Source organism: Aureimonas sp. AU22, from assembly GCF_001463745.1.
GTDB lineage: Bacteria > Pseudomonadota > Alphaproteobacteria > Rhizobiales > Rhizobiaceae > Aureimonas.
This window is the reverse complement of record NZ_BBWJ01000014.1, coordinates 248,838-270,070: the sequence shown is the minus strand read 5'-3', so window position 1 is coordinate 270,070 and position 21,233 is coordinate 248,838. Positions and strand designations below refer to the sequence as shown.

Annotated in this window: 20 protein-coding genes; 15 read left to right on the top strand and 5 right to left on the bottom strand. The window is 67.4% G+C overall.

Annotated elements, in window-relative coordinates:
• Nucleotides 1–69: 69 nt before the first annotated feature.
• Nucleotides 70–861 (bottom strand): inositol monophosphatase, encoded by a 792-nt coding sequence (locus AUL34_RS06090; protein ID WP_061932213.1) that lies wholly within the window; start codon nucleotides 859–861, stop codon nucleotides 70–72.
• 46 nt (nucleotides 862–907) lie between these two features.
• Nucleotides 908–1,807 (bottom strand): ROK family protein, encoded by a 900-nt coding sequence (locus AUL34_RS06085; RefSeq protein ID WP_061932283.1) that lies wholly within the window; start codon nucleotides 1,805–1,807, stop codon nucleotides 908–910.
• Between the two features lie 173 nt (nucleotides 1,808–1,980).
• Here AUL34_RS06085 and AUL34_RS06080 point away from each other — a divergent pair, with 173 nt between their 5' ends.
• From AUL34_RS06080 to AUL34_RS06070, 3 genes are all read left to right on the top strand, one after another.
• Entirely contained in the window at nucleotides 1,981–3,450 is a 1,470-nt protein-coding gene (locus AUL34_RS06080; protein WP_061932211.1) for a YdiU family protein, read from the top strand.
• A gap of 176 nt (nucleotides 3,451–3,626) precedes the next feature.
• Nucleotides 3,627–4,391 carry a cytochrome c oxidase assembly protein gene (locus tag AUL34_RS06075; RefSeq protein ID WP_061932209.1) on the top strand — a complete coding sequence of 255 codons (765 nt, stop codon included), beginning with the start codon at nucleotides 3,627–3,629 and terminating at the stop codon, nucleotides 4,389–4,391.
• Nucleotides 4,388–4,894 (top strand): CopD family protein, encoded by a 507-nt coding sequence (locus AUL34_RS06070; protein ID WP_061932207.1) that lies wholly within the window; start codon nucleotides 4,388–4,390, stop codon nucleotides 4,892–4,894. Before AUL34_RS06075 ends, AUL34_RS06070 begins: the two co-directional genes overlap by 4 nt.
• On the opposite strand, the gene AUL34_RS06065 is transcribed toward AUL34_RS06070, so the two are convergent.
• Nucleotides 4,872–5,372: a DUF2231 domain-containing protein gene (locus AUL34_RS06065; RefSeq protein ID WP_061932205.1), complete on the bottom strand. Its 501-nt coding sequence runs from the start codon at nucleotides 5,370–5,372 to the stop codon at nucleotides 4,872–4,874. The genes AUL34_RS06070 and AUL34_RS06065 overlap by 23 nt on opposite strands.
• A gap of 48 nt (nucleotides 5,373–5,420) precedes the next feature.
• Between AUL34_RS06065 and coxB the strand changes: the two genes are divergently transcribed.
• The 3 genes from coxB to AUL34_RS06050 are packed head-to-tail and all read left to right on the top strand — an operon-like array spanning nucleotide 5,421 to nucleotide 8,946.
• Nucleotides 5,421–6,089: a cytochrome c oxidase subunit II gene (coxB, locus tag AUL34_RS06060; protein WP_061932203.1), complete on the top strand. Its 669-nt coding sequence runs from the start codon at nucleotides 5,421–5,423 to the stop codon at nucleotides 6,087–6,089.
• Nucleotides 6,086–8,593 carry a cytochrome c oxidase subunit I gene (ctaD, locus tag AUL34_RS06055; protein ID WP_061932201.1) on the top strand — a complete coding sequence of 836 codons (2,508 nt, stop codon included), beginning with the start codon at nucleotides 6,086–6,088 and terminating at the stop codon, nucleotides 8,591–8,593. Before coxB ends, ctaD begins: the two co-directional genes overlap by 4 nt.
• Complete coding sequence (locus AUL34_RS06050; RefSeq protein WP_061932199.1) at nucleotides 8,590–8,946, top strand: hypothetical protein; 357 nt, start codon at nucleotides 8,590–8,592, stop codon at nucleotides 8,944–8,946. The genes ctaD and AUL34_RS06050 overlap by 4 nt, the downstream gene beginning before the upstream one ends.
• Nucleotides 8,947–9,011: 65 nt before the next feature.
• Here AUL34_RS06050 and AUL34_RS06045 read toward each other — a convergent pair whose 3' ends face one another.
• A complete protein-coding gene (locus tag AUL34_RS06045) occupies nucleotides 9,012–9,170 on the bottom strand; it encodes a hypothetical protein (RefSeq protein ID WP_156420808.1) in 159 nt (52 codons plus the stop codon).
• Between the two features lie 248 nt (nucleotides 9,171–9,418).
• On the opposite strand from AUL34_RS06045, the gene AUL34_RS06040 reads away from it, so the two are divergent.
• From AUL34_RS06040 to glpK, 9 genes are all read left to right on the top strand, one after another.
• Nucleotides 9,419–10,195 carry a DeoR/GlpR family DNA-binding transcription regulator gene (locus tag AUL34_RS06040; RefSeq protein WP_061932195.1) on the top strand — a complete coding sequence of 259 codons (777 nt, stop codon included), beginning with the start codon at nucleotides 9,419–9,421 and terminating at the stop codon, nucleotides 10,193–10,195.
• Nucleotides 10,196–10,283: 88 nt separating this feature from the next.
• Nucleotides 10,284–11,798 carry a glycerol-3-phosphate dehydrogenase gene (gene glpD / locus AUL34_RS06035; protein WP_061932193.1) on the top strand — a complete coding sequence of 505 codons (1,515 nt, stop codon included), beginning with the start codon at nucleotides 10,284–10,286 and terminating at the stop codon, nucleotides 11,796–11,798.
• A 63-nt stretch (nucleotides 11,799–11,861) separates the two neighbouring features.
• Entirely contained in the window at nucleotides 11,862–12,932 is a 1,071-nt protein-coding gene (locus AUL34_RS06030) for an ABC transporter ATP-binding protein (RefSeq protein ID WP_156420807.1), read from the top strand.
• A 10-nt stretch (nucleotides 12,933–12,942) separates the two neighbouring features.
• Nucleotides 12,943–14,022 (top strand): ABC transporter ATP-binding protein, encoded by a 1,080-nt coding sequence (locus tag AUL34_RS06025; RefSeq protein WP_061932281.1) that lies wholly within the window; start codon nucleotides 12,943–12,945, stop codon nucleotides 14,020–14,022.
• 4 nt (nucleotides 14,023–14,026) lie between these two features.
• Nucleotides 14,027–14,914, top strand: coding sequence for a carbohydrate ABC transporter permease (locus AUL34_RS06020; protein WP_061932189.1), 888 nt, complete (start codon nucleotides 14,027–14,029; stop codon nucleotides 14,912–14,914).
• A gap of 89 nt (nucleotides 14,915–15,003) precedes the next feature.
• The gene (locus AUL34_RS06015) at nucleotides 15,004–15,816 is read left to right on the top strand and encodes a carbohydrate ABC transporter permease (RefSeq protein WP_082653186.1); all 813 of its coding nucleotides are present in this window, start codon (nucleotides 15,004–15,006) and stop codon (nucleotides 15,814–15,816) included.
• 75 nt (nucleotides 15,817–15,891) lie between these two features.
• Nucleotides 15,892–16,176 (top strand): DUF2160 domain-containing protein, encoded by a 285-nt coding sequence (locus AUL34_RS06010; protein WP_061932185.1) that lies wholly within the window; start codon nucleotides 15,892–15,894, stop codon nucleotides 16,174–16,176.
• 106 nt (nucleotides 16,177–16,282) lie between these two features.
• Entirely contained in the window at nucleotides 16,283–18,007 is a 1,725-nt protein-coding gene (locus AUL34_RS06005) for a carbohydrate ABC transporter substrate-binding protein (protein ID WP_370539026.1), read from the top strand.
• An 80-nt stretch (nucleotides 18,008–18,087) separates the two neighbouring features.
• Nucleotides 18,088–19,587, top strand: coding sequence for a glycerol kinase GlpK (gene glpK, locus AUL34_RS06000; protein ID WP_061932181.1), 1,500 nt, complete (start codon nucleotides 18,088–18,090; stop codon nucleotides 19,585–19,587).
• An 85-nt stretch (nucleotides 19,588–19,672) separates the two neighbouring features.
• On the opposite strand, the gene AUL34_RS05995 is transcribed toward glpK, so the two are convergent.
• On the bottom strand, nucleotides 19,673–21,136 hold the full coding sequence (locus tag AUL34_RS05995; RefSeq protein ID WP_061932179.1) for an FAD-binding oxidoreductase: 1,464 nt from the start codon (nucleotides 21,134–21,136) through the stop codon (nucleotides 19,673–19,675).
• Nucleotides 21,137–21,233: the final 97 nt, after the last annotated feature.

Genomic DNA, 21,233 nt, shown 5'->3' with positions numbered 1-21,233 from the left:
GCGGAGGCAGCATCGTTCGGCGTGCCGCCCTCGTGCCGATGCTTGCCGATGCCGGAGCGGCACGCAAGCTCAGCCGTAGCGGGCGATGTCCTGCAGCGACGGCATGAGTTCGGGCGAAGCCGCCACCAGCGCGTTGCCCACGAAGAGACTGTCGCCGGCGAGGAAATCGCTGACCTCGCCGCCCGCGCCCTCGATCACCGCCATGGCGCCGAGGCAATCGTAGGAATTGATGTGCGACTCGACGTAGCCGATCAACCGTCCCGCCGCGACATAGGCGAGCGACAGGGCGCCGGAGCCGTCACGGTAGAACATGCCGCCCGCTTCCAGCAGGCGCTCGAACACCGGAAGGAGCTCCGAGGGCGGGCGCCGCGTCGAGTATCCCGTGGCGACGAGCCCTTCCTTCACGCTCGCCGCGCTGCGCACGCGGATCGGCTGGCCGTTCAGCGTCGCGCCCCGACCGGCACCGCCCACGAACAGCTCGTCGCGCGCCGGCGCATAGACGAAGCCCATCCGGTTCACGCCGCCCTCGACGAAGGCGATCGAGATGCACCAGCTCGACATGCCGCACACGAAGGGCTGCGTGCCGTCGATCGGATCGACGACCCAGATGCCCTGCCCCGTCCGGAACTCGCTGCGTCCGCTCTCCTCGCCGAAGAAGGCGTCGTCGGGAAAGGTCTCGGCCAGACGCGCCCGAATCAGCTTCTCCACCGCGACGTCGGCTTCGCTGACGACATCCTGCAGGCCCTTCGAGGAGATCGTCAGCGTCTCGACCCGGCGGAAATAGTCCAGCGCCAGTGCGCCCGCCTCACGGATCAACGCGAGGGCGAAATCGGAGCGGCGGTCGAGTTCGGTCTGGTGCATGAGATGCTTTCGAAAAAACGAGGGGACGTCGGTCAGAGGCGCGGCGTCAGCCGTCCTTCCAGAGCCAGGCGGCGCCGCGCACGCCGCTGGAGTCGCCGTGCCGGGACTGGACGATCGGCGTGTGGAAGACGGTGGAGAACGTGTACCTGGCGATGCGGCCCGGCAATTCGTCGTAAAGCTCGGGAATGTTGGACATGCCGCCGCCCATGACGAAGACGTCCGGGTCGAGCGTGTTGACGACGACCGAGAGGCCGCGCGCGGTCCGGTCGCAATAGCGGTCCCAGATGAGGCCGGCCAAGCGGTCGCCGGCGCGCACCTTCTCCATCACGCCTCGCGCCTTGAGTTCCGTGCCCGTATGACGCGCGTACTCGGCCTCGAAGGCACGGCCCGAAACCCAGGTTTCCAGGCATCCGTGCTTGCCGCAGTAGCAGGGCGTGCCGGGAAGCTCGGAGGCATGCGGCATCGGCAGCGGATTGTGGCCCCACTCCCCGGCCGAATTGTTGGGGCCGTGATGCGCCCGTCCCCCGACCGCGATCCCCGCGCCCGCGCCGCTGCCGAGGATGACAGCGAAGACGACGTTGTAGCCGGCGCCCGCCCCATCCACCGCCTCGGACGCGGCGAGGCAATCGGCATCGTTCTCCACGCGCAAAGGGCGGCCGAGCCGCTCGTGCAGGTCGGCCTCGACGGGTCGACCGAGCAGCCAGGTGGAACTGGCGCCTTTCCCGATGCGGGTTTTGGGCTCCAGCGAACCGGGAATGCCGATGCCGACGGTACCGCGCTCTCCCGTCGCCGTCTCGAGCCGGTCGATGATCGAGCCGATCATGGCGATGCAACCGTCGTAGTCGTGGCGCGGCGTGTCCTCGCGAAACCGAGCGAGCTCCTGGCCATCGGGCGAAAGCGCCACGCCCTCGATCTTCGTGCCACCCCAGTCGATGCCGATCAGCATGCCCCATCCCTTCACGCGGCGTCCGTTTGCGCCCATCCCCGCGCAAAACCCGTCATAGATGCTCATGATACCAGACGCCAGCGGAAGCTTTCCCGTGACCGATCCGAACCGGTGGAAAGATGCGTGATCGCGTCCCATCTGCGGAGGACATGCCCCGGCCCGGAGACTTCGCGATGGGTATCGCCATTCCGTTCGACAACAGCTACGCGCGCCTGCCGAAGGACTTCCACGCCCATGTTCCGCCGAAGCCCGTCGCGGCACCTCGCACGGTCAAGGTGAACCGGGACCTGGCGGCAGAACTCGGGATCGACGCAGCCGCACTGGAATCGAGCGAAGGCGCCGGCGTCCTGTCGGGCGCTGCGGCCGCGCCGGGCTCGGAACCGATCGCGCTGGTCTACGCCGGTCACCAGTTCGGCCAGTTCGTGCCGCGCCTCGGCGACGGACGTGCGCTGCTTCTCGGCGAGGTGGTCGATCGAAGCGGCACGCGGCGCGACATCCAGCTCAAGGGCTCGGGCATCACGCCCTATTCACGCCAGGGCGACGGCCTCGCCGCCCTCGGTCCGGTTCTGCGCGAATACCTCGTCAGCGAGGCGATGCACGCTCTGGGGGTGCCGACGACGCGCTCACTCGCCATCGTGACGACCGGTGAAAGCGTCTATCGCGAGACCGAGCTTCCCAGGGCCGTGCTGACGCGCGTCGCCGCGAGCCACATTCGCGTCGGCACGTTCCAGTACTTCGCCGCGCGGGACGACATGGATTCCCTGCGAGCACTGGCGGACCACGCCATCGCGCGGCACCAGCCGGACGCGGTCAGCGAGCCCGACCGCTACCGCCGCTTCCTCGAAGGCGTCGCCCGGCGCCAGGCGGACCTGATCGCGCGCTGGATGCTGCTCGGCTTCGTCCATGGGGTGATGAACACGGACAACATGGCGGTGTCGGGCGAGACGATCGACTACGGTCCCTGCGCCTTTCTCGACGCCTACGATCCGGCCACCGTCTTCAGCTCCATCGATCGGGGCGGCCGCTATGCCTACGGCAACCAGCCGGCGATCGGTCAGTGGAACCTCGCGCGCCTTGCCGAATGCCTGCTGCCGCTTCTCTCCGATAAGGAAGCGGAGGCGATGGAACAGGCGACCGGCGCGCTGTCGCTTTACGCCGACGCGTTCAATACTGCCTATCAGGCGGGGTTTCTGGACAAGATCGGCCTTTCCGGCGGCGGGGAGGAGGACAAGGCGGTGGCCGAAGACCTCCTGCGCCGGATGCAGGCGAACGGCGCCGACTTCACCGCGACGTTCCGTGCCTTGTCGATGGTGGCGGACGGCGGCGACACCTCGACGGTCTCCTCGGGCTTCCGCGATCCCGCCGTCTTCGACGAATGGGCCGAGACTTGGCGGCAGCGCTGGGCATCGGGCCGTGCAAGTCCCGCCGAGCGCGCCGACGCGATGCGCCGGGTGAACCCGGCGTTCGTTCCCCGCAACCAGCGGGTGGAGGAGGTCATCGCCGCAGCCGTCGGGAACGACGACTTCGCTCCGTTCGAGGCGTTCTTGTCGGTGCTGACCCAGCCCTACGCCGACCAGCCGGACGCTGCGCGTTGGGCGGATCCCGGCCCGGCCGCACCGTATCGGACATTCTGCGGCACCTGACCCAGCATCGCATCCACGGGGAAGCTTCACGAAACCGTCATGCGCGCCCTCCCGCGGCGTGGATGACCGTTTCCAGCCGGCCATGCCATTGGCGAACACCGTCTGCGCCTTAGTCTTGCCAGTACGAGGCCGCGTGCCCCGATCTCTGGATACCAGACGAGGTGTTGCCCCCGGCCATGCTGGAGCGAGCGGACGAACCCTATTGCGGCAGCCCACCGGTTCCAGCCGAGCTCTTCACCGCCTGGAATCTCGATCCCGTGCTCATCACGGCGCTGGGGATCGGGCTCACGGCCGGGCTTCTGGTGATCCGCCGAAGCGGCGTCGATGTCGCCGCCCGCCGCCGATGGTTCCTCGCCTGCGTCTTCGTGCTGGCGGTCGCGTTCCTGTCGCCCCTCTGCGCCCTCTCCTCGGCGCTGTTCTCGGCACGGGTCGTCCATCACGTTCTGCTTGTGGCCGTCGCAGCCCCCCTGGCCGTTCTGGCGTTTCCCGCCCGCTCGGCCCTCGGTGCGCGCTGGCTCGGCGTGGCGACGCTGGTGCATATCCTGACCCTCTGGATCTGGCATGCACCGCAGCCCTACGCCTTCGCGCTGTCGAGCGACGCGGCCTACTGGATCATGGAGCTGACGCTGATGGCGTCGGCCGTCACCTTCTGGCGCGGCGTGCTCGGCCCGCGTGCGGCGACCGCTCCCGCCCTCTTCGCGCACCTGACGGTGATCGTGCAGATGGGTCTCCTCGGCGCCCTGATCACCTTCGCGCCCGCGCCGCTTTATGCGCAGCACTTTCTAACCACCACGCCGTTCGGCCTTACGGCGCTCGAGGACCAGCAGCTTGCCGGTCTCGTGATGTGGGTCCCGGCGCTCGTGCCGTACCTTGCGGCAGCTCTCGCCGGCGTGGTCCGGCTGGCGAGCGGCGAGGACGCGCGAGCGGGGTCGCCCGCTTGATTCTCGTCTGGGCCAAGAGCCTGCACATCGCCGCGCTGGTGGTATGGGCCGCGGGGCTTCTGACGCTGCCTGTCCTGATGGCCCAACGCGAGGCGTTGGGTCACGGACGCGAGCTCGACCGTCTGCATGCTTTCACCCGTTTCGCCTATATCGTCGTGATCTCGCCCGCAGCCTTCGTGGCGGTCGGCTCCGGCACGGCGCTGGTGCTCCTGCGCGAGGTGTTCACGCCCTGGTTCGCGGTGAAGCTGCTGCTCGTGGGAGCCCTCGTCGCGGTCCACGTACGCCTCGGGCTTCTCGTGCTTGCGGTGTTCGACGAGGAGGGTCACTTCCGCCTGTGGCGCCTCGTGCTGGCGACGGTTCTGATCTCCGCGATCCTCGTTGGCATTCTTTGGGTGGTGCTCGCCAAGCCCGTGGTCCCCTTGGACTGGATCCCCCGCTTCGCCTTCGAGCCGGGCGGGCTCGGCCGCGCCGGCGACGACGTCATTCGTCGTCTGACACCATGATGCCGACGCCATGATGCAGGATCAGCTTGCCGCCGTGCCATCCCGCCAGCCCCGTGAAGATGCTGCCGAGAACCGACAGGAACAGGCCGACCGGCAGCACCTGATCCGGGCTGGCCAGACGCAGGCCCCAGTTGGTCGCGATGATCGAAATCAGCATCATCGCGGCGATGGCATGGGTCCAGCTTGCCGCACGCGCGCGGATGCCGGGCACGAAGATCAGCTCCATCGTGCCGACCATGGCCGCGATCACCCCGAAACCGAGTGCCGCTCCCGCCGACCAGAGCCCGGCGCGCAGCCAGAACGGATCGCCGGACCACCAGTAGAAGAGGTCGCAGCCGAGCGTCGCGATCACCAGCGCGATCGGGAAATGCACGCTCATCGCATGGATCGGGTGGCCGGCGACGGCGATCGCGGAGCTCACGTCCTTTTCCGCCACCCGTTGAAGGACGGGGCTCTTGCCGGACGTCGTCTCGCTCATGAAGCGGCTCCCGTTTCGGTGCCCGTTGGGCCTTTGCGCTCAACGGGCATGTGGGGCGTCGCGGCCTGCCTGCCACTCCTGTCGGCCTGTTCCGGTCCGCTCTCGGCGCTCGAACCCGCAGGTCCGGCCGCCGCCTCGACCGCGTTTCTCTGGTGGGTGATGCTGGCGGGCGCGACCGCGATCTTCCTGTTCGTGCTGGCGCTCGTCGCTCTGGCCTTCTGGAAACCCGGCATCGGCCGCAACGTCCCGCCCAAGCGGTGGCTCGTCTGGGGCGGCCTCGCCTTTCCCGGCGTGGTGCTGAGCGCCCTCCTCGTCTTCGCGCTTCTCACCGGCGAACGGCTGCTCGCCCATCCAGGCACGCCGGGCCTCTACACGGTGGAGGCGCATCCCACCCGCTGGGCCTGGCGCTTCCGATACGAGGACGGACGGACAAGCGCCGACGTCCTGCACCTTCCGGCCGGACGGCCGGTCGACATCCGCGTCGTCGGCTCCGACGTCATCCACTCGTTCTGGGTGCCGCGTCTCGGCGGCAAGATCGACGCCATACCCGGCCACGTGAACACGATCCGCCTCCAGGCCGACCGGCCGGGCGCCTACGGCGGCGTCTGCGCCGAGTTCTGCGGGGTCGGCCATCCCGCGATGAAGTTCGCGGTCGCGGCGCACGAGGTCGGCGACCTCGAGGACGCGCTCGCCGACCTGCCGCAGGAGGGCCGATGAGCGCCGCCGAGCCCGTCCGTCTCCATCACGAGCTGGAGCGCATCTGGCGCACGCCGCGCGGCCTCGGCCAGCTTTCGGCCGTGAACCACACGGTGATCGGCCGGCGCTTCATCGCGGCCGCCTTCGTGTTCTTCGCCATCGGCGGCATTCTGTCGATGCTGATCCGCGCCCAACTCGCCTCGCCGCGCAGCGCCTTCGTCGGGCCGGAACTCTACAACCAGATCTTCACCATGCATGGCACGGTGATGATGTTCCTGTTCGCCATCCCGATGTTCGAGGGGCTGGCGATGTACTTCCTCCCGAAGATGCTGGGCGCTCGCGATCTCGCCTTCCCCCGCATGTCGGCCTACGGCTTCTGGTGCTATGTCTTCGGCGGCTCGATCCTGATCATGGCGCTTCTCGTCGGCGCCGCGCCCGACAGCGGCTGGTTCATGTACACGCCGCTCTCGTCGGGCCGCTATTCGCCCGGCATCAACGCCGATGTCTGGTTGCTCGGTATCACCTTCGTCGAGATTTCGGCGATGGCGGCAGCGGTGGAGTTCACCGTCTCGATCCTCAAGATGCGCGCGCCCGGCATGTCGCTTGCCCGGATGCCGATCTTCGCCTGGTACATCCTCGTCACCGCCGGGATGATGCTCGTCGGCTTTCCACCGCTGATCCTCGGCTCCATCCTCCTGGAGCTGGAACGCGCCTTCAATCTGCCCTTCTTCGACCCGCTGCGCGGCGGCGATGCGCTTCTCTGGCAGCACCTATTCTGGCTGTTCGGGCACCCGGAGGTCTACATCATCTTCCTGCCGGCGGCGGGCATGATCTCGACGATCCTGCCGGTCCTCGTCGGACATCGGCTGCTCGGCTACTCCTGGATCGTGGTCTCGGTCACAGCCATGGGCTTCCTGAGCTTCGGCCTCTGGGTCCACCACATGTTCACCGTGGGCATCCCGCATCTGGCGCAGGCGTTCTTTTCGGCGGCGAGTGTGCTCGTAGCGGTGCCGACGGGTGTTCAGATCTTCCTGTGGATCGGTACGATGATGGCGGGCCGGCCGAAGCTGACGCTGCCGATGCTCTATCTCGTCGGCTTCTTCGCGGTCTTCGTGTGCGGCGGGCTGACCGGCGTCATGCTCGCGATCGTGCCCTTCGACTGGCAGGCGCACGACACGCACTTCGTCGTCGCCCACATGCACTATGTGCTGGTCGGCGGCTTCGTGTTCCCGATGCTGGCGGCCGCCTACTACTACCTCCCGCACTTCAGCGGCCGGCTGCCGCTCTACGGCGTCGGACACGTCGCCTTCTGGCTCATCTTCATTGGCTTCAACCTCACCTTCCTCGTCATGCACCTGACAGGGCTGCTCGGCATGCCGCGCCGCTACTACACCTACGAGAGCGGCTACGGTTGGGACTGGCTGAACCTCGTCTCCTCCATCGGCGGTTTCGTGACCACGATGGGCTTCGCGCTGGTCGCCTTCGACTTCATCTTCCAGTTCCGCTTCGGACGCGTGGCGCAGCGCAACCCCTGGACGTCCGGCGGCCTGGAATGGGCGACCGCGACGCCGCCGCCGTCCTACGGTTTCGCGTCGCTGCCGCAGGTCGAGGGGCGCGATCCCCTCTTCGCCGACCCGGATCTCGGCCAGGCACTCGCGGCCGGCAAAGGATACCTTGCGATCCCCCGCAACGACTGGCAGGAAACGCTGGTGGTGGAGATGGCGACCGGCAAGCCACAGGCGATCCAGCTGCTGCCGCAGCCGACCGTCCTGCCGCTTGCGACCGCGCTGTCGACTGGCGTGTTCGTCCTTTCGCTGCTGTTCAAGGTCTATCCGCTGGCGATCGCCGCCGTCGGCTTGACCCTGTTCCTGTTTCTCCTCTGGACACGTGCCACGGGTGCGACCGTCGATCGCGGCGAGATCGACGCCGGGCAGGGTCTTCGCCTGCCCGTCCACGCCGAGACCGCGCGTCCGTTGTCGTGGTGGGGCATGAGCTTCGTCCTCCTGGCCGACGCCACGATCTTCGCGTCGCTCCTGTTCGGCGCGCTGTTTCTCTGGCTCGTCGCCCCCGGCTGGCCGCCACCGGTGGTGGCCGAACTGCCCGCGGGGCTGCTTGCCGCGGCCGGACTGGCTGTCGTGGCCGCCGCGCTCGGGGGGAATTCGGCTGTCGCGGCGCTGAAGCGAGGGACAGGCCTCCCCGGCGTCCTCGTGGCAGCGATCGCGTCGGCAGCGGGAACGGCGCTTCTCGTATGGGCGGTCCTTCTCGTGCCGACACCGACCGCGCACGCGCATCTGGCGCTCACGGCCGCGATCCTCGTCTATGCCGCGCTTCATGCGGCGCTCGGCACGGTCTTTGCCCTGTTCTGCCTCTGGCGCATCCGCGCCGGGATCGTTTCGCCGCGGCGCAGCGCGGACCTCTCGATATCGGCGCTTTGGCAGGGCTACACCGCGGTGTCCGGCGTCGTCGCCGTCGCCTTCGTCGCCATCATGCCGTGGCTGGCCGAGGTCGAAAGGATCGCACCGTGATCGGGGACCGGTCGGCCGCCAATCTTCTGGTCCTCGTTGCCGGTCTGGTGATCTGGAGTTCCGCCTTCGTGTCGCTCTACGCGCTTCTGTCGGTGGGGTGTGCGTTCGGATGGGAGGCGCGCAGCATCGGGCCGATCTCCGTCCAGCGTGCCGTTCTCCTGGCGGTATGGATGGGCCATCTGGCCGTGCTTGCGCTGCTCGTCGCGTGGGTCTGGCGAAGGGCGCGCCGCGCGAAGGGTGACGAGGAGATGGCCGGTTTCTTCGCTCGCACCGCGCTCGGCGCCGCCGGCGTCTCGGTCGCGGTGACGTTGGTCAACTACGCGCCGATCATCGGGCTTTCGGCTTGCCTTTGACAGGCGGATGGGCGGGTCGATCCATGCCGACCCGTCCGGCTTCATGCGTCAGGACACGGTGCCGCTCAGCGGCCCGTCTCGAACCCGTTGCACCAGGCGCGCCAGTCGGCACTGCCCGGACGGTAGGGGTTGTCACGGCGCGACCGGTTGGTGCGGGCGGCATCCTCGCCTTCCATGCGCACCATGTCGTCGCGCGTCAGAGCGAAATTCGCTGCCTTCATCATTCGATTTTCCTTCACGATATCCATCAGTCCCTCCCGCCTATGGATCACAACAATTGGTCAACCATACGACGGGGCCGCTCTATAGGGCGACCGTGTCGCCTGTCAAAGAGGCGCGGCCGAATTTGCCGCCGATGGTTTCCGCCCCCAAAGCTGGGACCGTTTCCTTTCCCGTGCAACTGACACTATGTTTCGCTTCGTAGCATTTCGCTTTCGTTTTCGTTTTTGCCCGCGGTCGATCGAGGTTGCCCATGTTGTCGGAACGCCAGGCCCGGATCGTCGAAGCCGCGAAACGTGAGGGCAAGGTCCTGGTGGATGCGCTGGCGAGCCGTTTCGAGGTCAGCGTCCAGACCATCCGCAAGGACCTGAACGAACTTTGCGAACAGCGTCTCCTGTCGCGTATCCATGGCGGCGCCGTGCTCGGCTCTGGGGCGGAGAACGTGGGTTACGACGCGCGGCGCGCCATCGCCGCCGTGGAGAAGCTGGAGATCGGCCGGGCGGCGGCCGACCTCGTGCCGGACCGTTCCTCGCTCTTCATCAACATCGGCACCACGACGGAAGCGGCCGCGCAGGCCCTCCTGCATCATGCGGGCCTCCTCGTGATCACCAACAACCTCAACGTCGCCAACGTGATGCGGCCGAGTCCTCAGATCGAGGTCATCGTGGTGGGCGGCGTGATCCGGCGCAGCGATGGCGGGATCGTCGGTGAGGCGGCCGTCGACTTCATCCGCCAGTTCAAGGTCGACTTCGCCATCGTCGGCGTTTCGGCCATCGACTCGGACGGTGCCCTCCTCGACTTCGACTACCGCGAGGTGCGCGTTGCACAAGCCATCATGGCCAATGCCCGCCATGTGATTCTCGTCTCCGACGCTTCGAAGTTCGACCGAAGCGCTCCGGTTCGGATCGGCCATATCTCGCAGGTGCAAAGCTTCGTCACCGACCGCTGCGGGTCGGAGGAAGTGCGCGACATCTGTCGCCAGGCCGGCGTGCGACTGATCGAAACGGCGGCACCCGCCGGCGACCGCTGAGGTCGCTTGACTTTCGTTTATTTTCGCTTTTAATCGACTGACTTTCGCATCTGCGCGGTTATTGCTGCAATGCGAAAGCGGTGGAGTCATGCGGCACTTCGACGTTTTCATCATCGGTGGCGGGATCAACGGGTGCGGCATCGCCCGCGACGCGGTGGGTCGCGGCTACTCGGTGGGGCTCGCCGAAGCCAAGGATCTCGGCAGCGGGACCTCGTCCTGGTCGACGAAGCTGATCCATGGCGGCCTGCGCTATCTCGAGCACCACGAGTTCCGCCTGGTGCGCGAGGCGTTGATGGAACGCGAGGTGCTGTGGGCCATCGCGCCGCACATCATTCAGCCCCTGCGCTTCGTGCTGCCGCACCATTCGGGCCTGCGTCCGTCCTGGCTCCTGCGGCTCGGCCTGTTTCTCTACGACCATCTCGGCGGACGGAAGAAGCTCGCGGCGACGAAGACCGTGGACCTCACTGGCCCGCTCGGTGCACCGTTGAAACGGGAGTTCTCCAAGGGTTTCGAGTATTCGGACGCGCGCGTCGACGACACGCGCCTCGTCGTCCTGAATGCGCGGGACGCAGCCAAGCGCGGCGCCACCATCCAGGTTCGAACCCGCGTCACCGCCGCGCGCCGCGACGGCGACGGCTGGCTGATCTCGCTGGAAGACGCCGAGACCGGAGCGACGGAGACGGTCGGGGCGCGTTTCCTCGTCAACGCCGCCGGCCCTTGGGTCGACCGGGTCATCCAGACGGCGCTGTCGAAGCCGGACGCCCATAACATCCGCCTCGTCCAGGGGTCGCACATCGTGATGCGCAAGCTCTACGATCACGACCGCGCCTATATCTTCCAGAACGCTGACGGGCGCATCATCTTCGCCATCCCCTACAACGACGATTTCACCCTCGTCGGGACGACCGATCGCGACTACTCCGGCGATCCCGGGCAGGCGGCGATCAGCGAGGAGGAGACGACCTATCTCCTTCAAGCCGCCAGCGAGTATTTCGCAAAGCCCCTGCGGCGGGAGGACATCGTCTGGACCTTCTCGGGCGTGCGCCCGCTGTTCGACGACCACGCATCCAAGGCGCAGGAAGCCACCCGCGACTATGTGCTGAAGGTCGACAAATCGGCCGGCGCGCCGCTTCTCAACATCTTCGGCGGCAAGATCACGACCTATCGTCGCCTCGCCGAAGACGTCGTCGAAGCGATCGAGAAGGCGTTGGGGTCCCGGAAGGGGGCCTGGACCGGCGCCGCTGCCCTGCCGGGCGGCGACTTTCCGGTCGATGGCCTCGCGGCACTGGAAGCCCGGCTGGCCGATGCCGCACCGGATCTCTCCCCCTTCACGCGCGCCCGGCTGGTGCGCGCTTACGGCACCGACGCCCTCGCGATGGCAGGCGAAGCCGGTGCGGATTGGGGTCGTGATCTCGGACATGGCTTGACCGAACGCGAGGTGGCATGGCTCGTTCGCAATGAGTGGGCCCGCACCGCGGAGGACGTGCTCTGGCGCCGCTCCAAGCTCGGCCTGCGCTTTGCGCCCGCCGAGACCGCGGCGCTGGAAGATACCCTGCGGGCTCTCGTCTCGCGCGAGCGAAGTCCGGGCCTCGCGGCCGAATGAACGACACCGCACCGGGGAGGGTGCGGCGATGACACGACGGGACAAGCTGCACGGGAGGACTTGGTGCTGCTACTGGAACAGGTCGGCAAGCGCGTCGGCGCCGAGACCCATATCGCGGACGTGAGCCTGACGCTGCAGCGCGGCTCGCTCAACGTCCTGCTGGGCCCGACGCTGTCGGGCAAGACCAGCCTGATGCGGCTGATGGCCGGCCTGGACCGGCCGACGAGCGGCCGCGTCTACATGGACGGACGCGACGTGACCGGCGTGCCCGTGGCCAGGCGCAACGTCGCGATGGTCTATCAGCAGTTCATCAACTACCCGTCAATGACGGTCTTCGAGAACATCGCCTCGCCGCTGCGCGTCAAGGGTCGAACCGAGGCGGAAATCCGAGAGGCGGTGGCCGGCGCGGCGAAGCTCTTGAAGCTCGAGCCCTATCTCGAGCGCACGGTGCTGAACCTTTCGGGCGGCCAGCAGCAGCGCACCGCGCTCGCCCGTGCGCTGGTGAAGAAGGCCGACCTCGTTCTCCTCGACGAGCCGCTCGCCAATCTCGACTACAAGCTCCGCGAGGAACTGCGCGAAGAGTTGCCGCGCATCTTCGCCGAGGGCGGCGCGATCTTCGTCTACGCCACGACCGAGCCGACCGAGGCGCTGCTTCTCGGCGGCAATACGGCCACCCTTTCGAAGGGCCGTGTGACCCAGTTCGGTCCGACACCCGACGTCTATCGCCGCCCGGCCGATCTCGAGACCGCGCGCATCTTCTCCGATCCGCCGCTCAACGTCCTCGCCATGACGGCACGCGCCGGCCTCCTGTCGTCGCCGCACGGCTTCTCGATCCCGGCAACCAATCTTGCCGATGGCGACTATCTCGTCGGTGTTCGTGCGCACCATCTGCGGGCCGGCACCGCCGCCCCCGGTGCGGCTGCGTTCGAAGCCCGCGTCGTGGTGACGGAGGTCACGGGCTCGCAGACCTATCTCCATGCCGAACTCGGCGGCGAGCGGATCGTGGCCGTCCTGCCGGGTGTGCGCTCGGCCGAACGGGGCGAGCCGATCACGCTGCATTTTGCCCCCGCCGACATGCGCGTTTTCGGCGCCGATGGGCGGGCCGCCGCCCCTGCCCTCGCACGCGCGGCCTGAGGACAAACCGATGGCCAAGATCCAGCTCGACCATATCCGCCACGCCTACACCCCGGAACTCGCGCGCGCCGGCACCTATGCCCTGCGCGAGGTGGACCATGTGTTCGAGGACGGCGGCGCCTATGCGCTGCTCGGCCCCTCCGGCTGCGGCAAGACCACGCTCCTGAACATCATCTCGGGGCTTCTCGTCCCGTCCGAGGGGCGTCTGCGCTTCGGCGACCGGGACGTGACGGAGCTGGCGCCGGAAGCGCGCAACATCGCGCAGGTGTTCCAGTTTCCCGTGATCTACGACACGATGACGGTGGCCGAGAACCTCGCCTTTCCGCTGCGCAACCGGAAGGTGCCGGAGGCCGAGATCCGCACCCGCGTCGCCACCATGCTCGACCGCCTCGCGCTGACGCCGAAGGCCGACCGCAAGGCCCGCGGCCTCACGGCGGACGAGAAGCAGAAGATCTCGCTCGGCCGCGGCCTCGTGCGCAACGACGTCAACGCCATTCTGTTCGACGAGCCGCTGACCGTGATCGACCCGCAGATGAAATGGGTCCTTCGCTCGCTTCTGAAGGAGCTGCACCGCGAATTCCGGGCCACCATGGTCTACGTCACGCACGACCAGACCGAGGCGCTGACCTTCGCCGAGAAGGTCGTCGTGATGTACGAGGGCCAGGTCGTCCAGATCGGCACACCGAAGGAGCTCTTCGAGCGCCCCCGCCACACCTTCGTCGGCTACTTCATCGGCTCGCCCGGCATGAACGTCCTGCCGTGCCGTATCGAAGGCGGGCGGGCGGTGCTGGACGGCGGGTCGGTCGAGACCGACCTGGCGGCGCCCGCGACGGCCAAGCGCCTGGAGCTCGGCGTGCGGCCCGAGTTCGTACGGCTCGTGCCCCAGGGCAGCGACGGCTCCATGCCCATCCGCATCGACAAGATCGAGGATATCGGCTCCGAGCGCATCGTGCGCGCACGCCTCGGCAACGAGAAGCTCGCCGCGATCCTCGCCGAGGGTGCCGAAGTGCCGGCCGACGCCGCCGTGCGCTTCGAGCCCGGCGCCGTCAATCTCTATGCCGACAGCTGGCTCGTGGCGGAAAGGGCCTGAGGCGATGGAGAAGACCTGGAACAACAAGGCCTGGTTCATGGTCCTGCCGGTGCTCCTGCTGGTAGCCTTCTCGGCGGTGATCCCGCTGATGACCGTGGTCAACTATTCGGTGCAGGACTCGTTTGGAAACAACGAGTTCTTCTGGGCGGGAACCGAATGGTTCACCGACGTCCTCCAGTCCTCGCGCTTCCACGATGCGCTGGTGCGCAACCTCATCTTCTCCGCCATCATCCTCGCGATCGAGGTGCCGCTCGGCATCCTCGTAGCGCTCGCCATGCCGAAGAAGGGTATCTGGGTGCCGGTCTGCCTCGTCCTGATGGCGCTGCCGCTCCTCATTCCCTGGAACGTCGTCGGCACGATCTGGCAGGTGTTCGGGCGCACCGACATCGGCCTCCTCGGCCACACGCTGGCGAGCCTCGGAATCCCCTACAACTACGTGCAGAATTCGTTCGACGCCTGGGCGACGCTGATCGTCATGGACGTCTGGCACTGGACGAGCCTCGTCGTGCTGCTTTGCTACGCCGGCCTCGTGTCGATCCCCGACGCCTACTACCAGGCCGCCAAGATCGACGGCGCCTCGCGCTGGGCGGTGTTCCGCTACATCCAGCTGCCGAAGATGGGCCGCGTGCTGCTGATCGCCGTGCTCCTGCGCTTCATGGACAGTTTCATGATCTACACCGAGCCCTTCGTGGTGACGGGCGGCGGCCCCGGCAACTCGACGACCTTCCTGTCGATCGACCTCGTGAAGACGGCGGTCGGGCAGTTCGACCTCGGTCCCGCCGCCGCCATGAGCCTGATCTACTTCCTGATCGTGCTGCTTCTCTCCTGGGTCTTCTACACGGTCATGACCAATGCCGGGACCGACCGGCCGAACACGGGAGACCACGCATGAGTGCCACGGCCGTCTCCCCCGCCACGGAAGCGCATGGCGCCATTCCGCCGGCCCTTCATTCGGAGAATGCCCTGAAGGCGCGCTCGCGCATGGCCTCCGGCCGGTTCCGCCCGAAGGCGCTGATCCCGGCGCTCTACATCCTGTTCCTGCTCCTGCCGATCTACTGGCTCGTCAACATGAGCTTCAAGACGAACCAGGAGATCGTCTCGACCTTCACGCTGTGGCCGCAGAATCCGACCCTCGAGAACTACCGGACGATCTTCACCGACCCCTCCTGGTACAACGGCTACATCAACTCGATCATCTACGTCGTGATGAACATGGTGATCTCGGTGTCGGTGGCGCTGCCGGCGGCCTACGCCTTCTCGCGCTACCGGTTCCTCGGCGACAAGCACCTGTTCTTCTGGCTGCTGACCAACCGCATGGCGCCGCCGGCCGTCTTCGCCCTGCCCTTCTTCCAGCTCTACTCGGCCTTCGGTCTCATCGACACGCATATCGCCGTGGCGCTCGCCCACTGCCTCTTCAACGTGCCACTGGCGGTGTGGATCCTGGAAGGCTTCATGTCCGGCGTGCCGAAGGAGATCGACGAGACCGCCTATATCGACGGCTACTCGTTCCCTCACTTCTTCTTCAAGATCTTCATGCCGCTGATCGCGAGCGGCGTCGGCGTCGCGGCCTTCTTCTGCTTCATGTTCTCGTGGGTCGAGCTCCTGATCGCGCGCACCCTGACGGTTACGGACGCCAAGCCCATCTCGGCGATCATGACGCGCACGGTCTCGGCCTCCGGCATGGACTGGGGCGTTCTGGCGGCGGCGGGTGCCCTGACCATCATCCCCGGCGCGATCGTGATCTGGTTCGTGCGCAACTACATCGCCAAGGGCTTTGCCCTGGGGAGAGTGTGATGGATCGTTCGAGCCCGTTCCTGCGCAACACCATCGCCAAGGGCTTTGCCCTGGGCCGCGTCTGAGGAGGCACACATGAACTTCTCATGGATGGCCTGGACCTGGCCGACCGCCGCCTTCTTCCTCTGCATCTTCGCGCTGATCGCGATGATGGGCGTGTGGGAGGTGGCCTCGCCCGGCGGGGGACCGCGCCACGGGGTCCTTCGCTTCGAGACGACGCGCGGCGACCGCCTCTTCGTCTCGCTGCTCGGCTCGGCCTTCATCTGCTTGGGCTCGCTGTTCTTCTTCCCCGATGCCGACCTCTGGTGGGCGCTCGGGGTGTGCCTCGTCTATGCGGGGCTGGTGTTCCGCTTCGTCTGAAGCGGTTTCGAACCCCATCGCGCGCGGCCGGTCGCGCGGGAGGGCCTTGCCGACCGGCTGCAGACTTTAAGGTTTTTGGGAGGAGACCGACATGAAGAAACATTGGATGATGAGCGCGGCCGGAATGGCTATCGCGCTCGCCACCGGCCCCGCTTTCGCCGACATGAACGCGGCGAAGTCGTTCCTCGATGCCGAGATCAAGGACCAGTCGAGCCTCTCGCGCGCCGAGCAGGAAGCCGAGATGCAGTGGTTCATCGATGCCGCGAAGCCCTTCGCCGGCATGGAGATCAAGGTCGTCTCGGAAAATATCACGACCCATGACTACGAGTCGAAGGTCCTCGCCAAGGCCTTCTCCGACATCACCGGTATCAAGCTGACGCACGACATCATCGGCGAAGGCGACGTGATCGAGAAGCTGCAGACGCAGATGCAGTCGGGCGAGAACATCTACGACGCCTACGTCAACGATTCCGACCTGATCGGCACGCACTGGCGCTACAACCAGGTCCGCAACCTCACCGACTGGATGGCCGGCGACGGCAAGGATGTGACGTCCCCGACGCTCGACATCGCCGACTTCATCGGCACCAGCTTCACCACCGCGCCGGACAAGAAGCTCTACCAGCTTCCCGACCAGCAGTTCGCCAACCTCTACTGGTTCCGGTACGACTGGTTCAACGACGAGAAGAACAAGGCCGACTTCAAGAAGGAATACGGCTACGACCTCGGCGTGCCAGTCAACTGGTCGGCCTACGAGGACATCGCCAAGTTCTTCACCGGCCGCGAGATCGACGGGAAGAAGGTCTACGGCCATATGGACTATGGCAAGAAGGACCCCTCGCTCGGCTGGCGCTTCACCGACGCCTGGCTGTCGATGGCCGGCAACGGCGACAAGGGCCTGCCCAACGGCCTGCCGGTCGACGAATGGGGCATCCGCGTCAACGACCAGTCGCAGCCGGTCGGCTCGTGCGTGGCGCGCGGCGGCGACACCAACGGCCCGGCGGCCGTCTACTCGATCGAGAAATACCTGGAGTGGCTGAAGGCCTATGCCCCGCCGCAGGCGCAGGGCATGACCTTCTCCGAGTCCGGCCCCGTGCCGGCGCAGGGCGAGATCGCCCAGCAGATCTTCTGGTACACGGCCTTCACGGCCGACGCCGTCAAGAAGGGTCTGCCGGTGGTCAACGAGGACGGCACGCCGAAGTGGCGCATGGCCCCCTCGCCGCACGGCGTCTACTGGGTCGACGGCATGAAGCTCGGCTACCAGGACGTCGGCTCCTGGACGCTGATGCAGTCCACCCCGACCGAGCGCGCCAAGGCCGCCTGGCTCTACGCCCAGTTCGTCACCTCCAAGACGGTGGACGTGAAGAAGAGCCACATGGGCCTCACCTTCGTGCGCGAATCCACGATCCGGCACCAGAGCTTCACCGATCGCGCCAAGGATCTCGGCGGCCTCGTCGAGTTCTACCGCTCGCCGGCCCGCAAGCAGTGGTCGCCGACCGGCACCAACGTTCCCGACTACCCGAAGCTCGCGCAGCTCTGGTGGCAGGCGATCGGCGATGCCGCGGCCGGCAACAAGACGCCGCAGCAGGCGATGGATTCGTTGTGCGAGGAGCAGGAGAAGGTGATGGCCCGCCTCGAGCGCGCCGGCATCCAGGGCGACAAGGGGCCGAAGCTCAACGAAGAGCACGACCTCGCCTACTGGAACGCCGAAGCGCAGAAGAACGGCACGATCGCGCCTCAGCTCAAGAAGGAGAACGAGAAGGAGAAGCCGATCACCGTCAACTACGACGAGCTGGTGAAGAGCTGGGCGGACGCGGCTCCGGCCAAGTGACCGCCACCGCGTGACGCATGAGCGGGAGGGCCGGATCGTCGGCCCTCCCGCACCCGTTTAACGATAAAGGGCACCGCCTCATGACCGGATACGTGCTGGCGATCGACCAGGGCACCACGTCCTCCCGCGCCATCGTCTTCGACGACTCGTTCCGCGTGGTGGGCGTCGGGCAGCAGGAGTTCGAGCAGATCCTGCCGCGCTCCGGCTGGGTCGAGCACGATCCGGAGGAGATCTGGCGCACGGTGGTGGAGACCGTGAAGACCGCCCTTGCCGACGCCTCGCTCTCGGGCCGGGACATCGCCGGCATCGGCATCACCAACCAGCGCGAGACGACGCTGATCTGGGACCGGGAGACCGGCCAGCCCATTCACAACGCCATCGTCTGGCAGGACCGGCGCACGGCCGACATCTGTCGGACGCTCGTGGAGGACGGCGCCGAGGGGCTGATCTCCGAACGCACGGGCCTCGTGGTCGACCCTTATTTTGCGGGCACCAAGATCGCCTGGATGCTCGATCACGTCTCCGGCGCGCGGGCGAAGGCGGAAAGCGGCAAGCTCGCTTTCGGCACGGTGGACACGTTCCTTCTGTGGCGGCTGACGGGCGGACGCGTCCATGCGACCGACGCCACCAACGCCTCGCGCACCATGCTTTTCGACACCGCGCGCAACGAGTGGGACGACGAGCTTCTGAGGCTCCTCGACGTGCCCCGCGCGATCCTGCCGGAGGTGCGCGACTGCGCCGCCGACTTCGGCACGACCGACGCCTCGCTCTTCGGCGAGGCCATCCGCATCTGCGGAATGGCGGGGGACCAGCACGCCGCGACGCTCGGCAACGCCTGCTTCCAGCCCGGCATGATGAAATCGACCTACGGCACGGGGTGCTTCGCCGTCCTCAACACCGGCGCGGAGCGCGTGCGCTCGGCCAACCGCCTCCTGTCCACGATCGCCTACCGCATCGACGGCCGGACGACCTACGCGCTGGAGGGTTCGATCTTCATCGCGGGTGCCGCCGTGCAATGGCTGCGCGACGGGTTGCGGCTCGTCGAGAAGGCGTCGGACACCGGGCCCATGGCGGACAGGGCGGACGACACGCAGGACGTCTATCTCGTCCCCGCCTTCACCGGGCTCGGCGCGCCCTGGTGGGACGCCGATGCGCGGGGCGCGATCTACGGCCTCACACGCAACACGGGGCCGAACGAGATCTCGCGCGCGGCACTGGAGGCCGTCTGCTTCCAGACGGCCGACCTCCTGTCGGCGATGCGGCTCGACTGGCCAGGCGCGGCGGACACGGTGCTGCGGGTCGACGGCGGCATGGTCGCCAGCGACTGGACGATGCAGCGCCTCGCCGACATCCTCGACGCGCCGGTAGATCGGCCGACCGTCCTCGAGACCACCGCGCTCGGCGCGGCCTGGCTGGCGGGACGGCACTGCGGCGCCTGGCCCGACATGGACGGTTTCTCCGCCCGCTGGCGCCTGGAGCGCCGGTTCGAACCGACGATGGATGCCGTGCGGCGCGGCCAGAAACTGAAGGGCTGGCGGCAGGCCGTGCGCCGGACCCTGACGGAGACCGTCGCGGGCTGAGTATCCCGCGAAAGCCGTGTCCGCTTTCGCCTCCGGACGATGCCGCGTTCAGCACGTCCGGTGAACTGACTGCGATGGGCGGGCTCTAGAACACCGTGACGTCCGTTCCGTCGCGCGGCGAGGCGGTCTGGCAGCCGGGGTTGAAGAGATCGGCCGGGTCGAGAAGCGCCTTGATGCCGAGGAGGATGTCCTGCTGGACCGCCGAGCGTCGGGCGGCGAAATCGTCCCGTTTCAACCGGCCGATGCCGTGCTCGGCGCTGATGCCGCCGGCGTAGCGATCGACGATCGCGTTGAGCGTCGTCTTGGCGAGGTAGAGCTTGGCGTCGCGCTCTTCGCGCGAGATGCCCGCAGGCGGCAGCACGTTGAAGTGGATGTTGCCGTCGCCGACATGCCCGTAGGCGACGGGCAGGCAGTCGGGAAGCCGGGCGGCGATCTCCGCCATGCCGTCCGCGATGAACGTGGCGACCTTCGACGGCGGCACAGACAGGTCGGTGCGCAGATGCACGCCGCGCTTCGCCTGACCCTCGTTCATGCCGTCGCGGATCTGCCAGAGGTCGGCCGCCTGCGCCTGGGACGCGGCCAGCACGCCGTCGATCACGTAGCCCCGATCCATGGCGAGTTCGAAGAAGCGCTCGACGAGGGGTTTAAGATCCAGCGAACCCGTGGCCGACACGTCGATCAGGGCATAGGCGGGGGCCGCTGCGATCTGCGGCAGCGCGAGGCTCGGATCGGCCTCCTTGGCCAGCATCATGCCTTCCGGCGGAACCAGCTCGAACGCCGAAAGGAGATCGCAACATTCGCGCCGGGCCAGCGCATAAAGCGCCATGACGTCGTTCCGGTCGCCAAGCGCCAGGAACGCGGTCTCGACACGGCTCGGCTTCGGCACAAGGCGGATCGCGGCGGCCGTGATCAGGCCGAGCGTGCCCTCGGCACCGATGAAGAGCTGCTTGAGGTCGAGGCCCGAATTGTTCTTGCGCAGCGTCGACAGGCCGTTCCACACCGTGCCGTCGGCGAGCACGACCTCGAGGCCGAGGATCATCTCGCGCGTCATGCCGTAGCGCAGGACGTTGATGCCCCCGGCATTGGTCGAGATGTTGCCGCCGATCTGGCAGCTGCCCTCCGCGCCGAGGGACAGCGGGAAGAACAGATCCTCCGCCTCCGCCGCCTCCTTGATGGCGGCCAGGACGCAGCCAGCCTCGACCACGGCCGAGAAGTCCGCCGCGTCGATGCCCCGGATGCGGTTCATGCGCTCCATCGAGACCACGACATGGCCACGCGCGCTGGTCGGCAGCGCGCCGAGCACGAGCCCGGTATTGCCGCCCTGCGGGACCACGGCGAGACCGTTCTCGGCGCAGAAGCGCACCATCGCCGACGCCTCGGCCGTATCTCCGGGGCGCAGCACCGCCACGGCGCTGCCCTCGACGTCGCCATGCCAGTCGCGCCGGTAGCGCTGGGTATCGAGGGGATCGAGCAGAACCGCGCGGCTTCCGAACAGCTGGAGAAGCGCCTGTCCCGTCTCGGCGGCATCGGTCAACGTGGTGGTGTCCATTCGCTTGTCCTCCCGCACCGGAAGTGCACCCTCGGCACGGGCGAGGCAAGCGACATCGCGTTTGCCGCACACGGAGGGCGTGAGCCGGGGCGGCTGG